The organism is Pseudomonas coronafaciens pv. oryzae str. 1_6, assembly GCF_000156995.2.
Classification (GTDB): Bacteria; Pseudomonadota; Gammaproteobacteria; order Pseudomonadales; family Pseudomonadaceae; genus Aquipseudomonas; species Aquipseudomonas tremae.
This window is the reverse complement of the sequence record NZ_CP046035.1, coordinates 4936621-4953306: the sequence shown is the minus strand read 5'-3', so window position 1 is coordinate 4953306 and position 16686 is coordinate 4936621. Positions and strand designations below refer to the sequence as shown.

The window sequence follows — 16686 nt, the reverse complement described above, 5'->3', positions numbered from 1 at the left end:
ACCCTTATGAAAATCACCCCGATAGTTGCCCATTTGCAGGCGACCTGCCCGAGCTTTGCCGCTCGGGTCAGCGCTGGCATCGACTGGGCTGCGGTTGCTCTTGGCGACCAGCTTGCGCACCCCTCGGCTTATGTCATCGCCAGCGGCGATTCGGCCACGGCCAATGATCTGCAAAACGTCATCCGGCAGAGCATCACCGACCAGATCGACATCGTTGTGGTGCTTGAAGGCGATGACAAGCGCGGGCAGCAAGCCAACGATCATCTGCATGCAATTCGCGCCGAATTGTGGCGCTCGCTGGTGGGCTGGAACGCTGATCGCGATTACGACGCGATGCAATACACAGGCGGTGCGCTGGTGCAGATAAGCGGTGCGCGCGTGACCTATCGCTTCGGGTTTGCCGCGCAGTTTCAGCTGGGCCGCAGCGCTGCAGATCAGCCCGCCGAAACCTGGCATGAAGCCTGGCTGGACGGTTTGCCCGGTTTCACTGGCGCCACTATCGAGATGGACTGCATCGACCCTGCAGATCCGAATCTGAAATCCCCCGGCCCTGATGGCCGTATCGAAGCGAAGTTCACAGGAGAGGTAACGCCATGACTCAACGCATCACTGTAATACCGGCCGAGGGCCGCGCTGTGCCGGATCCGGAAGCGGGCGATCTGCTGCCCGTGGAAGGTCGGCAGGTCACCTTCAACGCCTGGTGGCAGCGTCGTCAGAACGACGGAGATATCACCGTTCAAACCGAGCAATCCCCCATCACTCATCAAGCCTTCACGGCCTAACCAAGAGGAAGCCAAACAATGGCTATCAGCTTTAACAACATTCCATCCGATGTCCGCGTGCCGCTGTTTTATGCGGAAATGGACAACTCTGCCGCCAACAGCGCGTCGGCCAGCATGCGCCGTCTGATTGTTGCCCAGGTCAATGACGATGTCTCCGGGCCTGAGCTCGGCTCGCTGGTGCTGGTGCCCAGCGTTGCACTGGCGAAAAACATCGGCGGTCAAGGCTCCATGCTGGCCGCCATGTACGAAACCTGGCGCAAGGCCGACCCCACCGGGGAAGTCTGGTGCCTGCCGCTGCTCAATACCGAAGGCGTCAAAGCTTCTGCAACCGTTACGCTCACGGGCGCAGCGACCGAACCTGGCCTGTTGAATCTGTATGTCGGCGGTGTGCGGGTGCAGGCGACTGTCGTCAATGGCGCTACCGCTGCGCAAGCCGCGACGGCGCTGTCGGTGAAGATCAATGCCACCCCTGACCTGCCGGTAATGGCCGCAGTCGATGCGGGTGTACTGACCCTTTCCTGCAAATGGAGCGGGGCAAGCGGCAACGACATTCATCTGGAACTCAACCGCCTGGGTAAAACCAATGGCGAAGTCATTCCAGCAGGCTTGACTGCCGCAGTGATTGCCATGACCGGTGGCGTGGGTACGCCCGATCAACTCAAGGCGCTGGCTGCGCTGGGCGACGAGCCCTTCGAGTTTTTGTGCATGCCGTGGACCGACACCAGCACGCTGGATGCCTGGAAAGCAGCAATGGACGACAGCACCGGTCGCTGGAGCTGGTCGCGTCAACTGTATGGCCATGTGTACAGCGCCAAGCGCGGTACGGTCGGCACGCTGGTGGCTGCTGGCCAACTGCGCAACGATCAGCACATCACGCTTCAGGGCGTGGAAAACGGTGTTCCACAGCCAGTCTGGCTGCAGGCCGCTGCCCTGGCTGCGCGCACCGCAGTGTTCATTTCTGCCGATGCCAGCCGTCCGACCCAGAGCGGCACCATGCCCGGCCTGGACCCGGCACCCGCCAGTCAGCGCTTCACCCTGACCGAGCGTGAATCGCTGCTGCGTTATGGCATCGCCACGGCTTACTACGAAGGTGGTTACGTACGTATTCAGCGCTCGATCACTACCTATCAGAAGAACGCTTACGGCCAGGCAGATAATTCGTACCTGGACAGCGAAACCATGCACCAGTCGGCGTTCATCATTCGTCGTCTGCAAGGCATCATCACCAGCAAGTACGGTCGCCATAAGCTGGCCAGCGATGGCACGCGCTTCGGCGCCGGTCAGCCGATCATCACGCCGAGCACCATTCGTGGCGAGTTGATTGCGCAGTACGCGCGTCTTGAAGAAGAAGGCCATGTGGAGAACGCCGAAGTGTTCGCCCAGCACCTGATCGTCGAGCGTGACGGCAATGATCCAAGCCGCGTGAACGTGATGTTCCCGCCGGATTACATCAACGGCCTGCGCGTGTTCGCGCTGCTCAACCAGTTCCGCTTGCAGTACGACGAAGCGGCATAAACCTTACCAACCCTTTTCAAGCCCGCCTCGTGCGGGTTTTTTCATTCTGGAGATAAACAACATGGGTCAGAAAGTTGCGGGTACCTGCTACATCAAAGTGGATGGCACCCAATTGACCATCATTGGCGGCGGCGAAGCCCCTCTGATGAACATCAAGCGCGAAACCGTATTGCCGGGTTACTACAAGGAAGTCGACAAGACTGCCTGGTTGAAATTTCAGGCGCTGCACACCGCAGATCTGCCGCTCAAGCTGCTTACTACCGGTGTGGACATGACCATCACCTGTGAATTCAGCAACGGCAAGACCTACGTTCTGTCCGGCGCCTACCTGGTTGAAGAACCGTCCAGCAAGGCGGATGACGGTGCCATCGATCTTAAATTCGAAGGCAGTCAGGGGAGCTGGCAATGAGTGAAGTCATCGACCTGGTCAGCCCGATCGAAGCACACGGGGAAACCCTTTCGCAGGTGACGTTCCGGCGTCCTACCGCGCAGGAAGCGCGAGCCATCAAGGCCCTGCCGTACAAGATCGACAAGAACGAAGACGTGTCGCTGGACCTGGACGTGGCGGCGAAGTACATCGCCGTCTGCGCCGGTATTCCGCCTTCGTCGGTCAATCAGATGGACCTGTGCGACATCAACACGTTGAGCTGGAAAGTCGCGAGTTTTTTCATGGCAGCGGCATCAGCGACCTCGAAAGACTGATCGCCGTCGTTTACGACCTCGCGTATTTCTGGAAGACCGATCCGGAGCTGATGATGTCCAGGGAGCTGGACGTCATCACTGAATCGATCTTGCAGGCACAGCGCATCAACCAGATCCTGCAGGGGGAGTGATGGCAGACACTATCAGAACGCTGATTACCGGCGTCGACCAGCTGTCTCCAACGCTGGCAACTATCCGCACCAACGTCAAAGGCTTCCAGGAAAGGCTCGGCAACTCGGGTCTTGGGAAAATAAACGTTGGCGAGATGATCAAGGGCAATGCTTTTACCGAGCCCTTGATTGCCGGGGTAAAGGCAGCGATCGGTTTCGAGACCAGCATGGCAGGCGTGAAACGGTCAGTCAGCTTTGATACACCGCAACAGTTTCAGCAGATGGGGTCCGACATTCTGGACCTCAGTGAACGGCTGCCGGAAAGTGCCAACGGTATCGCGGCGATTGTTGCCGCAGGTGCCAAGGCCAATGTACCGCGTCAAGAACTGACCGGGTTCGCCAGCGATGCTGTGAAAATGGGTATCGCATTCGATCAGACGGCGGCTGAATCTGGCGACATGATGGCCTCATGGCGATCTTCGTTCCAGATGACTCAACCGCAAGTCGCGGCGCTGTCCGAGAAGATCAACGTGCTCGGCGGCAACAACCTGGAAAAGAAAATCGCCACCATGGTCACCGCAATGGGCCCGCTCGGGCCCGTTGCGGGGCTTGCCTCCGGGCAACTGGCGGCGATGGGCGCCACCCTGGCCAGTGTCGATGTGCCGGCCGATGTTGCGGCCAGCGGCATGACGCGATTCATGCAGTCGTTGACCGAAGGCGGCGCGGCTAAGGCCGGCGCGTTCGAAGCGCTGCAACTCGACGTCAATCAACTGACCAAAGGCATGCAGAGTGACCCGTCCGGGACTATTGAAAAGGTCCTGACGGCGGTTTCCAGTGTTGATCCCGGCAAACAGTCGGATGTCATCACGCAGCTGTTCGGTGCGCAATCACTGGGCGCGATCACGCCGCTGCTGGCCAACCTCGACGTGCTCAGGTCCAACCTGGCCGAGGTCGGCGAGGGCGTGCAGAGCAGTGGGACCATCGAGAAGGAATTCGCCGACAACTCCCAAACCACGGCCTCGGCCATCAAAGAGATGACCAACCGTGTCGATCATCTGGGCATCAACATTGGCAGCATGTTCCTGCCTGCGATGAACGAAGCAATGGCCGTGATCGGGCCGATGATTTCTCAGGTCGCTGCACTGGCGGCCGAGCACCCTGGCGTGATCAAGGGTGTGGTGGGCGCCGCAGTTGCGTTCGGCATTCTGCAAGTCGCGGTTCTTGCTGCAACGACGGCTGCCCGGTTGCTGAACGCGGTAATGGGCATGTCACCGTTGGGCCTGATCGTACTCGGCCTTGCACTGGCGGCAGGTCTGCTGATCGCTAACTGGTCGACCGTTGCCCCTTATTTTGAAGCGGTCTGGGAAGCGATTCGCGGGCCGGCCATGGCGCTGTGGGACGTACTGAAGGCGGTATTTGCCTGGACGCCGCTCGGCATGATCGCTGACAACTGGCAGCCGTTATCCGAATTCTTTGCCGCGCTGTGGGGCGTGATCACGGCCTTGGCCACGCCGTTTTTCGACTTCCTGCAGACGCTGTTCGCCTTGTCGCCGCTGGGCATGGTCGTGACCAACTGGCAGCCACTCTCGGAGTACTTTGCCGGGTTGTGGGAAACCATCAAGTCCGTGGCGCAGCCCTTTACCGAGGTGTTGGCGACGCTGTTCAGTTTCTCGCCGCTGGGCATGGTCATCGAGAAGTGGCAGCCGATCAAAACCTGGTTTGCGGGTTTATGGGCGGACATCAAGCCCTTCATCGAACCGATCACGAGCTGGTTTGGCGGCGACGGTAATAAATCCTTACTGCAAAGGGCGACGGAAAAGGTCAATCAGTTCGCTGAAGAGCAACGGCTGAGCAACGCTGGACCGGGCGGCGGAACCGGAGCGTTTCTAGCGGCGAATGCGGTCGAGACCAGTCGCCTGAATCAGCAGCAGCTCAATCAGGCCACTGGCGTGCCGCCGACCAGTCAATTGCTCAGTGTGCCGAACGTTCCAGCCCCCGGCAGCCTGTTGCTGCAACAGGGCGCTGCGGGGAGCGGTTCGCGACTTGAAGGCGAGCTCAACATTCGTTTTGAAAACGCGCCGCCGGGCATGCGTCCTGGGCTTGTACAGACCAATCAGCCGGGTTTGACGATTTCGCCAAACGTCGGTTATCGAACCCTCGGCGCAGGAGCCGGATCATGAGTACATGGCGTGACAGCCTGCTGCCAGCGTCTTTCCGTGGCGTCGGTTTTTTCATTGAAAAAGCCGTCGTCCCGGTGGGTCGCAAGGGGCAGTTGCATGAATTTCCACAGCGCGACGAACCGTACTTCGAGTCGTTGGGCAAGCAGTCGCAGATTCACACGCTGACGGCTTTCATTGTCGGTCGCGACTGTTTCGAACAACGCGACAGATTGCTTCAGGCGCTGGAGCAGGAGGAGGCTGGCGAGCTGGTGCATCCGTGGCTGGGGCGCCTACAGGTGCAGGTCGGGGAGTGCAGCGTCACGCACAATCTGAACGAAGGCGGGCTTGTCCGCCTGGATCTGAAGTTCTATCCCGCCAACCCGCTCAAGTTTCCTGTGTCGACGCTCAACACTCGGCGCCAGTTGCTGGGCGCGTCCGAGAGCCTGCTGGACTCGGCACTCAGGCGCTACCGCATGGTGATGGCCACCGTGGATGCCGTGCGCATCAATGTTCAGGCGCTGCGCAGTGCGCTGTCTGGGGTATTCGCAACCATTCAGCGGCAGTTTGCGCCGTTCATGACGATCTATTCGGATGTTACCGCGCTGGTGCATTCACTGGTCAATGCGCCGCTGACCATCAGCACGCTTTTCTCCACGTTCTTCGCCAGTTTCGACGGCGACAGTCGTCGTTCCCGAAGGGCGAACGGCACCAGCAGTATCGGTGGCGCCAGCACCGGCACAGGTTCTGGTAGTTCAATTGGCAGCTCCGTTGGCAGTTCAGCCGGAGGTGCCTCTGGCGGTTCGGCGGGAAGCAGCTCCGGCGGCGGCTCCATGAACGGCAGCAGCGGCACGGCTATCGGTCAGACCGCCAGGTCCGCCATGAATGGCGGGGCATCCTCGGTTGAAACGGTGCAGTACCGGTCGGTGATTTCCGAGGCCACACAACAGGCGGAGGCGGTGTCCGCTATCAATCTGGTCAACCAGGGCAGCGGTCTCGACACTGGGGCGACTGCTCAAGCTACCGCCAACCTGGTTCAGGATGCGCTGTTGGTCAAGGTCGCCAGAATCGTCGCCAGCATGCCGGTTGCGACAGCGGTTGCGCCACTTACGGTGGTGCCTTCGCTGGATCAGCAGGTCACGCAACCGCTGCAACGCGTGGATGTGCCGGTTGCCGATGATGTGATCGAGCTGCGCGACACGCTCAGTTCGGCGATCTGGGACGCGTCGCTGAAGGCCGACCCCGAACATTACCTGGCACTGAACACATTACGTCAGGCACTGGTCAGGCACCTCAATGCGGTGGCGGCGTCTGGCGTGCGTCTGGTGGACATGAAGGTGTCCGAACCGCTGCCTGCGCTGGTGCTGGCCTATCGGCGATTCGGTGATGCCAGCCGGGCGCTGGAGTTAGTGCAGCGCAACCGGCTGGCCCACCCGGGTTTCGTGCCTCCCGGCACGCTGAAGATCGCTCAGGAGTAACCCATGATCGACCCTAACGTTGTCACCCTGACGGTTGACCAGCACGACTACGCCGGTTGGAAATCGGTGGAAATCTCTGCCGGGATCGAGCGTCAGGCACGCAGCTTTGACGTGAGCATTACCTGGCAGTGGCCGGGCACTGAAATATCGCATCCGATCACGCCCGGCGCAGCCTGCGAAGTGCGTATCGGCGGCGAGCTGATTCTGACCGGCTGGGTGTTTGCCGCGCCGATTACCTATGACGGCAAGCAAGTCACGCTAACGATTTCCGGACGCTCGAAAACGGCTGACCTGATTGACTGCTCTGCCATCAACAAGCCCAGCCAGTGGACGGGCGTGGGTGTGCTGACCATTGTTCAGGCGCTGGCTGCGCCTTACGAATTGAAGGTGATCAGCGAAATACCGGAAACCTCGAAGCTGGCCAAACACAACATCGAGCCGGGTGAAAGCGTGTTCAAGTCCATCGACCGGCTGTTGACCCTGTTCCGGATTTTCTCCACCGATGACGAATACGGCAATGTGGTATTGGCCAGGCCGGGGAGTCGGGGGCAGAGCGCAGACGCGCTTGAGCTCGGCAAGAATGTGCTGAGCGCGAAGATCGCGCGGGATTTTTCCGGGATTTTTTCCGAGTACCGGGTTATTGGCCAACAAACGGGTAACGACAAGACGTTCGGCAAAGAGGCTTCAGAGGTTTCGGCCGAAGTCACCGATACGCGGCATGACGATCCCGGTCGCAAAAAGCGTCTTCGCGTGTTGATCGTTCATGAGGACGCGCCGATCACCCCCACGCTCGCCCTGAGTCGCGCCAATTGGGAGCGGGGTCAACGGGCAGGCAAAGCGCTGCTCACCACCTACAAGGTCCAGGGCTGGCGACAGTCAAACGGCGCACTGTGGCGACACAACACCATGGTGCGCGTGGTGGATCCGGTTATCGGCTTTGCGGGCAGAAATATGCTGATTTCAGCCGTGACCTACTCGCTGACTGATCAAGGCACGATCACCACGCTAGTGGTCGGTCCGCCTGAAGGTTTCCAGAGCGAGCCCGGCGACCCCAACAAGCGCAGCAAGGTACAAGTCAATCAGGACGCGTACTCCTGGCTGCTGCCCATCGACGAGGAAACAACCGCATGAGCTTACTAAATCGCATGCTGGTGCGCGGCACGGTCGTGCTCGCCAGGGCCAGCAGCAAGATGCAGGCGCTGCAAATGCGCCTTACCGCCGGAGAGGTCAAGGACGACATGGAACATTTCGAACCCTACGGCTTCACCAGTCACCCGCTGGCCGGCGCTGAAGGTATCGCCGCGTTTATTGGCGGCGATCGTTCTCACGGTCTGCTGCTGGTGGTGGCCGACCGGCGCTATCGCCTCAAGGGCCTGGAGTCCGGCGAAGTGGCGATCTATACCGACGAGGGCGACAAGATCCACCTCAAGCGCGGCAAGGTCATCGACATCGAAACCGGCACCCTGAACATCAAGGCGTCAAAGGCAGTAAACGTCGACACACCGCAGATCAACCAGACCGGAAAGATCGTGTCCCAGGGCGACCAGATTGCCGGCGGCATCAGCCAGATCAGCCATCTGCATGGCAACGTGCAGGCCGGTAACGGTCAGAGCGGGCCGCCTGTTGGAGGTGCCGGATGATCATTGAAGGCTCCCTGCAGGCTTCCTTGCTGCGTTCAGTGGTGATCAGCCTGTTCACCTGGCGGCGCGCCGAAGCGGACGACCCGTATGACGATGCCGAACGCTTCGGCTGGTGGGGCGATACCTACCCGGCGCAGGCCAATGACCGTATCGGCTCCAGGCTGTGGTTGCTACGCCGGGTTCGACTTACCGCGCAGACCCGGCGTGATGCCGAGTTCTATGCGCGCGAAGCGCTTACCTGGCTGATCGACGATGGCCAGGTCAGCAACATCAACATCATTACCGAACAGGTTCAGAGCAATCGCCTGAACCTGGGCGTCGAGCTGGTCGTTTCGGACGGTCAGGTCGTGCGCTTCAACCCTTCTGAACAGTGGCAGGTGATTTATGCCGTTTGAAACGCCTACGTTACCGGCGCTGATCAACCGAACCCAGGTCGACCTCGCCGACGACGCGCTGCGTCAGTCCGATGCTCGGGTGCTGTCGCGCGCACACAGCGGTGCGGCCTATGGGCTGTATGGCTATCAGGACTGGATCGCCGACCAGATTCTGCCGGACACCGCCGATGAGGAAACACTCGAACGGCAAGCCATCCTGCGCTTGCGCCAGCCGCGCAAGGTCGCGCAGTCCGCACGCGGTTCGGTGCGCTTCACCGCGGCGGCCGGTGCGGTGCTGGATGCCGACACCGTGCTGCAATTCAGCGACGGACGCTTTTACCGGGTGACCAAAGGTGTCACCACGGTCGCGGGCAACAACACCACGACGGTCGAGGCCGTGGATGCAGGCAGTCTCGGCAACGCCGATGCCGGGATGGTGATGACCGTCGTGCAACCTGTCGAAGGGATCGACAGTACGTTTACCGTGATCGAGGACGGTCTGTCTGGCGGTATTGCTCAGGAAAGCATCGAGTCGCTGCGGGCCAGGGTCGTGCGCTCTTACCGGATCATTCCGCATGGCGGCAATCAGGATGATTATGTGACCTGGGCGCTTGAAGTGCCGGGCGTGACACGGGCCTGGTGCGTGCGTCGCTATCTGGGGCCGGGCACTGTCGCGGTGTTCTTCATGCGTGACGATGAGCTTGACCCGATTCCCGATGCCGAGCAACTGGCTGAAATGGCGGCGTACATCGAGCCGTTGCGCCCGGTCACTGCCGATGTCTATGTGCTGGCGCCGGTGCAGAAGCCGGTGGTCTACACCATCAGACTGACGCCTGACACTTCTGCGGTTCGCGCAGCAGTGGAGACGCAACTGCTGGACTTGCACAACCGCGAGGGCGGACTGGGTGAAACCCTGTTGCTGACGCACATCGCCGAAGCGATCAGCCGCGCGACCGGCGAAACCGATCATGTGCTGGTTGCGCCGGTCGCCAACGTCACGGCGGCCGCCAATCAGTTGCTGACCTTCGGAGGAATATTATGGTCGTCATAAGAACTGCCGAGCACTACGCCGAGCAACTCCAGGCACTGCTGCCACCCGGCCCTGCCTGGGATCCTGAGCGAGTGCCGGAAGTGCAGCACGTCATTACCGGGCTGTCCCGCGAATTCGCCCGTATCGATGGCCGCGCTTTCGATCTGCTCAACGAGATGGACCCGGCCAACGTCAGCGAGCTGGTGCCGGACTGGGAGCGGGTCATGAACCTGCCCGACCCGTGCCTCGGGCTCAAACCCTTTTTCGCAGACCGGCGCCTGTCAGTGCGACAGCGGCTTGTTGCGACAGGAGGGCAGAACGCAGGGTTCTACATCGACATTGCCATCAGCCAGGGCTACCCCGACGCCACCGTGACCGAACACCGAACGCCCCGTATGGGGCGTTCGCGTTTTGGTCAGGCGCACTTCGGCACCTGGAACGCGCAATTCATGTGGACCCTGAACACCGGCGGGCGCCAGCGTCTGGGGCGCCGCTTCGGGGCCAGCTATTGGGGCGAGCGGTTCGGGGTCAACCCCGGCGTCGCCATCGAGTGTCTGATCCGCCGAGCTGCACCGGCGCACAGCGTCGAATTCGTTAATTTCAACTGAGGAACACAACATGGATTATCCCAAGAGTGTGCCAAGCGTAGGCTTGGTCAGCGGCAAGTTTGTAGATGAAAACCCGGCCACCGGAACACCCGGCTCGCTGATCCCGGCGGCGTGGGGGAACTCGGTGACGCAGGAGATTTTGAATGCGATGGCTGCTGGTGGCGAGCTGCCCGACGAAACCAAAACAGATCAACTGGCAACGGCAATTACCCAGATTGGCTCGCAGGTCAGGCAGGCTTATAAAGGTGCCGGGTTTGGTTACACAGCTTCTGAAACTCTTTTATCTGGAGCAGCGGGGCATTGGCACAGAGTCAATGTCGCGGGGATCACGCTGACATTACCTCCCAAGGCGAGTGTAAGTGTGGGTAAATCCATTACCTTTCATAACGCATCGCCAGGAGCGGCAACTATCAAGGCCAACGGTGCTGAGGTTATATCGCTATACGGTGCCGGCAGTAATACGTTGAAGCTCAGTGCTGAAGAGTGGGTAGAGCTGGTTTTTAATACTGATGCGATCTACATCACCAAGCGCGGAAAAATTACCGAGGTCGTGGGGGTCGACTCGCAAAAGGTATTCTCGTTCAGCGCTGATACGGCGTTTACGAAGGACCAGATGGGGTTTCTTCTACTGGATGCCACTGGGGCCAATCGGTCGTTCTCTTTGCCATCTTCAAATGCTGCGCTTGGCGTCAGGGATGTCGTCGTTCGCCGAGTCGACAATAGTGGAAACCGACTGGTGATCAATGCCGCAGCAGGAGAGAAAATAAGGTTTCACACTCATCTAAACGCCGCTGGTTATTCCTTTCTGGTTTTGATGGGGGCCGGCGACTGGTGGCAACTACGTAGCGATGGTGCTGGAAGCTGGTGGCCGATAGGGCGATATGACAACACGCCTTTGGGGAGGCCGGTTTTCGAAACAACGACGCTGTTCAGCCCAGGCGGATATGGCGCGCTCAACGGCGCGCTGCTTAGCCGCGCCGAATGGCCTTGGCTTTGGGATCATGCGCAAAAATCCGGGATGGTCTACACGGAAGCAGCTCGTACCGGCAAGGAAGGTGGATGGACCAGTGGCGACGGTGCTCAGACCTTTCGTGGGCCTGAGGGACGAGGCGAGTTTTTGCGGGTACTGGACGAGTCCCGTGGCGTCGATACATCGCGTGTCGCTGGCTCTTGGCAGGACGGTACTTGGCTGAGGACAGTGGCTCAGGAGTGGAGCGGCTCAGACGTAGAGACTGGCAGCTATCTGCTGGGCAACGGCCATGCGCAGGCAGACGGGCGTCTGAGTTCCACAGGTCCCGGGGGGCTGTTGCCGCCAGGCGCATTAGTCCCTGCCGGCGGTTCCGCATACCTCCCAGAGACGACAGACAATGGCGTTATGGCAACTGTTATGAGAGACCAGCAACCGATGAATAACTGGATTCGTTTTCGTAGTCGCAACATGGCCTATCCGGGCCGTATCAAACTGATCTGAGGACACTATGCCTACTTACTTGATAGACGACTCTGGGGCCCTGATGGGGCCCGTTGAATTACCGGTGGTTCCTGGGCTAGGCGAGCAAACTCCCAGCAACGCTGTAAGCATCAACGAAGTACTCAACGAGCCAAATACAGGGTTTGCCTGGACGTTGGTCGATGGTGAGCTGCGGCAGGTTATAGATCTGCGCGGCTCGATGTATCGAATAACCGATGGCTCGGTAGAGGAGTGGAACGGCCTCGGTTTGCCGCCTGAACGGCTTACCGCCAAACAATGGCCTGGCAAATATTACGTTTGGCGAGAGGGTGATTGGTCTCTTGATACAGAAGCGCAGAAGATCGCATTGGCTTCGGCTGCTTTGATCCTTCGTGACCAGCGTTTACAGGAAGCTGCCACACGTATCGCTCCGTTGCAGTATGCCAAGGATCTGGGAGATGCCACCGAGGCGGAGAATGCAAGTTTGCTGGAGTGGAAACGCTATAGCGTGGAACTGAACAGGATCGAGCAACACCCGGATTACCCTTTCCAGATCAAGTGGCCTTCACCGCCTTCGGATGCAGCTCCCCTCTAAACACCACCGCGAAAGCGGTTTTTTTATGCCCGGCTTTCGAGGTCTTCACGTGCGGTTTGAGCATGTGCGAACTCCTCAAAGACCCTGCCCACGAAAGGAGGGATACCTTATGAAAGCTTGATTCATAACGCTACACAGCACCGGTCGCATTAAGGATAGCTCAGGATTTTCTGTAGAGAATCTGGGGCGCACCTAAACGGCCATCCAGTAATAACAGCACTCTCTCAATACTCAACACAAAGGAATTAACTATGAACATCGTCCCCATCACTCGTAACCCTCAATGGGCCGATCAGGCTCACACCTCCATGACGCTCTGGGTGATCGTCAGTGAACCCGGCTATATGGATCGGCAGGACGCCATATCGGTCTCTGCCAATCATCCGGATCCGCAATATGTAGCGTTTTACAACCGGGCAATCGCTGGAGAGTTTGGTGAGATTCTTGAGCCAAGCGAACAGACGATTCTTATGAACATCAATGCGCAGCGTGGCGTCTACCTGGACAACGCTACCAAGCGAATCAACGAGCTGGATTTTCAACTGACCATTGTGCAAAACGCCATTGCATCGGGTTCGGCTACCGTCGCGCAAATCGAGTCCCGGCCTGCGCTGCAAGCCGAGCTTGATGCGTATTCGCTTTACCGGGCACAGCTCTCCAATCTGAGTTCGCTGCCAGGGTTCCCCCTGTCTTTTGTCTGGCCTGTTCCACCTGCAACTCCCTTCGTTTACGTAAAGCCGTCGGATGTGCCTACGCCTTCTACAGGCGTGAGCGAAGATGAACTGCCTTGGATCATGAGCAGCATTCGTAACCCTCGCTGGGTCAATCAGGCTCATACCGCTATCGTGCTTCTGGTCGTTTTTGAGAAAACCAAATATACGAAAGGCGAGGAGGCCGTCACTGTTTCTGCCAACGCACTCAAGCCGCAAGCCAGAGAACTCTTCAATCGTGCCTTTAACGGCGAGTTTGGCGTGATTCTCGAGCCGATCACGGAAGCGGGAACGGGCGATGTCATGACTCAGCGCGACGGATACTCGGCCCTGGCCACTGCGAAAGTCGATTCGTTGATCAGCAGGTTGAGCACCGTGCAAAGTGCCATTGAAGCCCAGTTGAAAACCCTGCCTGCACTACAAGCCGAGCTCAATGCTTACTGGCTATACAGGGTGCAGCTCGCCCAACTCGATGCGCAGCCGGGCTTTCCAGGGTCGTTTGTATGGCCCGTAGCGCCCGCATCGCCATTCGTGTACGTAAAGTCGGTTGAACAGCCAGCACCTTTTATAGGCGTAAGTGCAGACGAGCTACCCAAGTAATCACGCCCCGCACTGACGGGGCGTTGTTTTATCCGCAGTGCGCGTCGTTCTGGAAAAAGTAGTACTTCATCGACGCGTGATGCCAGCAAGCTATTTAGGAGGAATCCATGCTTATCAACCAGCAACAACTACTGCAAATCCTCCCCGACGCCGGCCCTAAAGCCGGCGTTTTTGTGTCTGCTCTCAACGTCGCCATGACTCGTTACAACATCAATACCCGGCTGCGCATTGCTGGATTCATTGCCCAGATCGGGCATGAATCCGGGCAGTTTCGCTATGTGCGGGAGCTGGGCAGCGACAGCTACCTGGCGAAGTACGACACCGGGCAGTTGGCACTGCGTCTGGGCAACACGCCAGAGGCGGACGGCGATGGCCAGCTTTATCGCGGTCGGGGGCTGATTCAGGTGACAGGGCGGGCGAATTACGAAGCGTGCGGGGAAGCGCTGGGGCTGGACCTGTTGAGTCAGCCGCAGTTGCTCGAACAACCAGAGCACGCCGCGATGTCGGCGGCGTGGTTCTGGGACCGGGCAAACCTCAACGCACTGGCAGACAAGGGTGATTTTCTGATGATCACCCGCCGCATCAACGGCGGCACCAATGGCCTGGCGGATCGACAGGCGCTTTACCAGCGGGCCTTGGAGGTACTGCCGTGAAAATGCTGGATGTGCGATTCCTGATCCTCGCATTCGTGCTGGGGTCGGGGCTGGGTACATGGGTCGCCTGGAAGTGGCAGGCGGCCCGCTATGGTCTGCAACTGTCGGCGCAACAACTGGCCTGGCAGCACGAACGCGAGCAGGCGGCATCCGCTGTCATCGAGTGGCAGGCTGCCGAACAGTCACGACGGCGGGCATTGGAAGTCCGTCTGCAAAACAACGATACAAACCTTCACAAGGAGTTGAGCGATGCACAGACCTCTCAAGCTCGTTTGCGCGACCGTCTGGCCACTGCTGATCTGCGGCTGTCAGTCCTCCTCGCCAGCCCTGCCGCTGGTGACGGAATGTCAGCCACCACCGATGCCGGCAGCCTGGTTCATGGAGGCCCGCGAGGCGAACTTGACCCAGCGGCTGCTGGACGAATTGTCGCCATTACCGACGACGGCGATCAGGGATTGATCGCCTTGAAGGCCTGCCAAGCCTACGTGCGTGAGATTGCGCACTGATGTTCCTTTCGGCTCCCCACCCTCGGCCATCGTGCCCCTGCCTGAATCCCGCCTCCGTCAGGAGGCGCGGCCTTTTTTCCCTCCTTAATAGTCCGTTCAGTCTGCCTTGCCTGGTACATTCATATTGCACCGGCCCATTCGGTACGCTAATGTCCCGAAACGTACCGATGAGACCCCTTCCGTGACGACAGTCAGCAAGCTTTTGATGCGCGTAATCAAGGCTCACGCCCGTTGGCGTTGGCGCGCCTGACTATTTCCTTGCCGGCCCTGCCGGACCCGTACCTGCATGCCTTCGATTTGTAATGCTTTCTGCCCCGGTTCCCCCACGCTTTGCGGCTGAGAGGGGAGGCTTGAGCGAAGCAGAATCCGGAAGGCTCGAATCAAGTCAGTAAATCAAAAGGTTGATAGCAAAATGTTGCTGATGATCGATAACTATGATGTCAGTCCGATTACGTCTGCCGTTGTCCACTAAATCCCAATAAGGCCCTGAATTTTTTGTAATTTGTCCGCCCTTGTCCGGGCTGGAACGAAGACATCCAGAAAAAATGCGGGTATGGTTGAGGGTATAAACCATTTGGTGTCTAATTACCCTCATGCCTCTGACAGCTGTCAAAATCCGCCATGCAAAGCCAGGCCCTGCCCCGATCAAACTCACTGACAGCGGTGGCCTGTTTTTGGAGGTTACCCCCGGTGGCAACAAGCTGTGGCGCTACCGTTTCCGCTTGGCCGGAAAAGAAAACACTTACGCAATTGGCTCCTATCCAGACCTGTCGCTAAGCGATGCACGGGCGGAACGCGATGCAGCACGCGAGCTGGTTAAGTTGGGGCGCAATCCGGCACATGTTAGGCAAACAGTGAAGGCTCAACAGCTTAGCGAGAACAGCAATACGTTCAAGGTGGTCGCTGAAGAGTGGATTGAGAAACGTTTGGCAAACCGCACGCTCAAGTACCGTGATCAGATCAGGCGGGCTTTCGTGAATGATGTCTACCCCAAGATCGGCCGCTTTCCGCTACGAGAAATCACCGCAGCGCAGATTCTAGTGATCATCACTCAGATGGACAAACGCGATGCGACCACCTTGGCGCTGATGGTGCGGCAGTGGATCTCCTCGGTATTTTGCTACGGCGTTGTGACTTTGCGTGCAGACTCGGACCCGGCGGCGGCGGTTCGAGGTGCAATCTCACGCAAGGATGTTAATCACAGCCGTCCCATGAATCTCGAAGAGTTAGCTGAATACTTCTTGGCCGTAGGAAAGTATGGAGGTCATCGTGGGACTGTAATCGCGCTTTATCTGCTCCCTCTGCTATTTGTACGTACAGTTGAGTTGCGACTGGCTGAGTGGTCAGAGTTTGATCTAGACAAAGCTATTTGGATAATCCCCTCTGGCCGCATGAAGCGTAAAAGGCCTCATATGGTCCCGCTGCCAGAAAGGGCTATCGCCTTGTTGCGGGAGCTGCGTAGCCTTACTGCAGGTAACCTGCTGTTTCCTGGAATGAAACACCCCAGCCAACCGATCAGCGCGACTACGTTGAATCGCGCTCTAGAGTACATGGATCTGAGGGGCTGGCACTGTCATGACTTCCGAGCAACTGCATCGACGCACTTGTATGAGTCGCAATTGTGGAGATCTGAAGCCATAGAGATGCAGCTTTCGCACAAGGAAAGCGACAAAACTAAAGCCGCTTATAACCATGCCAAATATTGGGATGAGCGCAGTAAGATGATGGTTTGGTGGGGGCACAGGTTAGAGCCGTTAATTGCAGTTGACGAATAAGC

General features: G+C 58.7%; 19 protein-coding genes. All 19 read left to right on the top strand.

Translation table 11 applies throughout. The annotated features are described in order from the left end of the window. The first annotated feature begins 6 nt into the window (after positions 1-6). The 19 genes from POR16_RS22625 (at position 7) to POR16_RS22535 (ending at position 16684) form a co-directional block, all read left to right on the top strand. Positions 7-597: a phage tail terminator protein gene (locus POR16_RS22625; protein ID WP_053480332.1), complete on the top strand. Its 591-nt coding sequence runs from the start codon at positions 7-9 to the stop codon at positions 595-597. Continuing rightward, on the top strand, positions 594-782 hold the full coding sequence (locus POR16_RS22620) for a DUF2635 domain-containing protein (RefSeq protein WP_005896672.1): 189 nt from the start codon (positions 594-596) through the stop codon (positions 780-782). Before POR16_RS22625 ends, POR16_RS22620 begins: the two co-directional genes overlap by 4 nt. Positions 783-800: 18 nt before the next feature. After that, positions 801-2297, top strand: coding sequence for a phage tail sheath subtilisin-like domain-containing protein (locus POR16_RS22615; protein ID WP_005896675.1), 1497 nt, complete (start codon positions 801-803; stop codon positions 2295-2297). A 61-nt stretch (positions 2298-2358) separates the two neighbouring features. After that, complete coding sequence (locus POR16_RS22610) at positions 2359-2706, top strand: phage tail tube protein (RefSeq protein ID WP_005896677.1); 348 nt, start codon at positions 2359-2361, stop codon at positions 2704-2706. Continuing rightward, on the top strand, positions 2703-2999 hold the full coding sequence (locus tag POR16_RS22605) for a phage tail assembly protein (RefSeq protein ID WP_005896678.1): 297 nt from the start codon (positions 2703-2705) through the stop codon (positions 2997-2999). Before POR16_RS22610 ends, POR16_RS22605 begins: the two co-directional genes overlap by 4 nt. Beyond that, the gene (locus POR16_RS26375; protein WP_117144160.1) at positions 2924-3130 is read left to right on the top strand and encodes a hypothetical protein; all 207 of its coding nucleotides are present in this window, start codon (positions 2924-2926) and stop codon (positions 3128-3130) included. The genes POR16_RS22605 and POR16_RS26375 overlap by 76 nt, the downstream gene beginning before the upstream one ends. Beyond that, positions 3130-5289 carry a phage tail tape measure protein gene (locus tag POR16_RS22595; protein ID WP_005896682.1) on the top strand — a complete coding sequence of 720 codons (2160 nt, stop codon included), beginning with the start codon at positions 3130-3132 and terminating at the stop codon, positions 5287-5289. Before POR16_RS26375 ends, POR16_RS22595 begins: the two co-directional genes overlap by 1 nt. Further along, complete coding sequence (locus tag POR16_RS22590; RefSeq protein ID WP_005896685.1) at positions 5286-6743, top strand: DNA circularization protein; 1458 nt, start codon at positions 5286-5288, stop codon at positions 6741-6743. Before POR16_RS22595 ends, POR16_RS22590 begins: the two co-directional genes overlap by 4 nt. Positions 6744-6746: 3 nt before the next feature. Then, complete coding sequence (locus POR16_RS22585; protein ID WP_005896689.1) at positions 6747-7874, top strand: phage baseplate assembly protein; 1128 nt, start codon at positions 6747-6749, stop codon at positions 7872-7874. Beyond that, positions 7871-8383, top strand: coding sequence for a phage baseplate assembly protein V (locus POR16_RS22580; protein WP_005896692.1), 513 nt, complete (start codon positions 7871-7873; stop codon positions 8381-8383). Before POR16_RS22585 ends, POR16_RS22580 begins: the two co-directional genes overlap by 4 nt. Next, complete coding sequence (locus tag POR16_RS22575; protein WP_005896695.1) at positions 8380-8778, top strand: phage GP46 family protein; 399 nt, start codon at positions 8380-8382, stop codon at positions 8776-8778. The genes POR16_RS22580 and POR16_RS22575 overlap by 4 nt, the downstream gene beginning before the upstream one ends. After that, positions 8768-9808, top strand: coding sequence for a baseplate J/gp47 family protein (locus tag POR16_RS22570; protein WP_005896699.1), 1041 nt, complete (start codon positions 8768-8770; stop codon positions 9806-9808). The genes POR16_RS22575 and POR16_RS22570 overlap by 11 nt, the downstream gene beginning before the upstream one ends. Next, positions 9796-10395, top strand: coding sequence for a YmfQ family protein (locus POR16_RS22565; RefSeq protein WP_005896702.1), 600 nt, complete (start codon positions 9796-9798; stop codon positions 10393-10395). Before POR16_RS22570 ends, POR16_RS22565 begins: the two co-directional genes overlap by 13 nt. Before the next feature lie 10 nt (positions 10396-10405). Continuing rightward, positions 10406-11866, top strand: a complete 1461-nt coding sequence (locus POR16_RS22560) for a hypothetical protein (RefSeq protein ID WP_005896706.1) — start codon at positions 10406-10408, stop codon at positions 11864-11866. 7 nt (positions 11867-11873) lie between these two features. After that, entirely contained in the window at positions 11874-12440 is a 567-nt protein-coding gene (locus tag POR16_RS22555; protein WP_005896710.1) for a tail fiber assembly protein, read from the top strand. A 251-nt stretch (positions 12441-12691) separates the two neighbouring features. Further along, complete coding sequence (locus POR16_RS22550; protein WP_005896713.1) at positions 12692-13750, top strand: tail fiber assembly protein; 1059 nt, start codon at positions 12692-12694, stop codon at positions 13748-13750. 107 nt (positions 13751-13857) lie between these two features. Next, positions 13858-14403 carry a glycoside hydrolase family 19 protein gene (locus tag POR16_RS22545; protein WP_005896716.1) on the top strand — a complete coding sequence of 182 codons (546 nt, stop codon included), beginning with the start codon at positions 13858-13860 and terminating at the stop codon, positions 14401-14403. Next, a complete protein-coding gene (locus tag POR16_RS22540; RefSeq protein ID WP_005896718.1) occupies positions 14400-14909 on the top strand; it encodes a lysis system spanin subunit in 510 nt (169 codons plus the stop codon). Before POR16_RS22545 ends, POR16_RS22540 begins: the two co-directional genes overlap by 4 nt. 593 nt (positions 14910-15502) lie before the next feature. Then, a complete protein-coding gene (locus POR16_RS22535; RefSeq protein WP_005896721.1) occupies positions 15503-16684 on the top strand; it encodes a tyrosine-type recombinase/integrase in 1182 nt (393 codons plus the stop codon). The last annotated feature ends 2 nt before the right edge of the window (positions 16685-16686 follow it).

What these genes read in the sequence shown, in the direction of transcription:
- POR16_RS22575 (WP_005896695.1), top strand. Translation starts at nt 8,380, where the DNA reads ATGATCATTGAAGGCTCCCTGCAGGCTTCCTTGCTGCGTTCAGTGGTG.
- POR16_RS22615 (WP_005896675.1), top strand. Translation starts at nt 801, where the DNA reads ATGGCTATCAGCTTTAACAACATTCCATCCGATGTCCGCGTGCCGCTG.
- POR16_RS22560 (WP_005896706.1), top strand. Translation starts at nt 10,406, where the DNA reads ATGGATTATCCCAAGAGTGTGCCAAGCGTAGGCTTGGTCAGCGGCAAG.
- POR16_RS22585 (WP_005896689.1), top strand. Translation starts at nt 6,747, where the DNA reads ATGATCGACCCTAACGTTGTCACCCTGACGGTTGACCAGCACGACTAC.
- POR16_RS22605 (WP_005896678.1), top strand. Translation starts at nt 2,703, where the DNA reads ATGAGTGAAGTCATCGACCTGGTCAGCCCGATCGAAGCACACGGGGAA.
- POR16_RS22565 (WP_005896702.1), top strand. Translation starts at nt 9,796, where the DNA reads ATGGTCGTCATAAGAACTGCCGAGCACTACGCCGAGCAACTCCAGGCA.
- POR16_RS22610 (WP_005896677.1), top strand. Translation starts at nt 2,359, where the DNA reads ATGGGTCAGAAAGTTGCGGGTACCTGCTACATCAAAGTGGATGGCACC.
- POR16_RS22580 (WP_005896692.1), top strand. Translation starts at nt 7,871, where the DNA reads ATGAGCTTACTAAATCGCATGCTGGTGCGCGGCACGGTCGTGCTCGCC.
- POR16_RS22590 (WP_005896685.1), top strand. Translation starts at nt 5,286, where the DNA reads ATGAGTACATGGCGTGACAGCCTGCTGCCAGCGTCTTTCCGTGGCGTC.
- POR16_RS22620 (WP_005896672.1), top strand. Translation starts at nt 594, where the DNA reads ATGACTCAACGCATCACTGTAATACCGGCCGAGGGCCGCGCTGTGCCG.
- POR16_RS22550 (WP_005896713.1), top strand. Translation starts at nt 12,692, where the DNA reads ATGAACATCGTCCCCATCACTCGTAACCCTCAATGGGCCGATCAGGCT.
- POR16_RS22595 (WP_005896682.1), top strand. Translation starts at nt 3,130, where the DNA reads ATGGCAGACACTATCAGAACGCTGATTACCGGCGTCGACCAGCTGTCT.
- POR16_RS22570 (WP_005896699.1), top strand. Translation starts at nt 8,768, where the DNA reads ATGCCGTTTGAAACGCCTACGTTACCGGCGCTGATCAACCGAACCCAG.
- POR16_RS22535 (WP_005896721.1), top strand. Translation starts at nt 15,503, where the DNA reads ATGCCTCTGACAGCTGTCAAAATCCGCCATGCAAAGCCAGGCCCTGCC.
- POR16_RS22625 (WP_053480332.1), top strand. Translation starts at nt 7, where the DNA reads ATGAAAATCACCCCGATAGTTGCCCATTTGCAGGCGACCTGCCCGAGC.
- POR16_RS22555 (WP_005896710.1), top strand. Translation starts at nt 11,874, where the DNA reads ATGCCTACTTACTTGATAGACGACTCTGGGGCCCTGATGGGGCCCGTT.
- POR16_RS22545 (WP_005896716.1), top strand. Translation starts at nt 13,858, where the DNA reads ATGCTTATCAACCAGCAACAACTACTGCAAATCCTCCCCGACGCCGGC.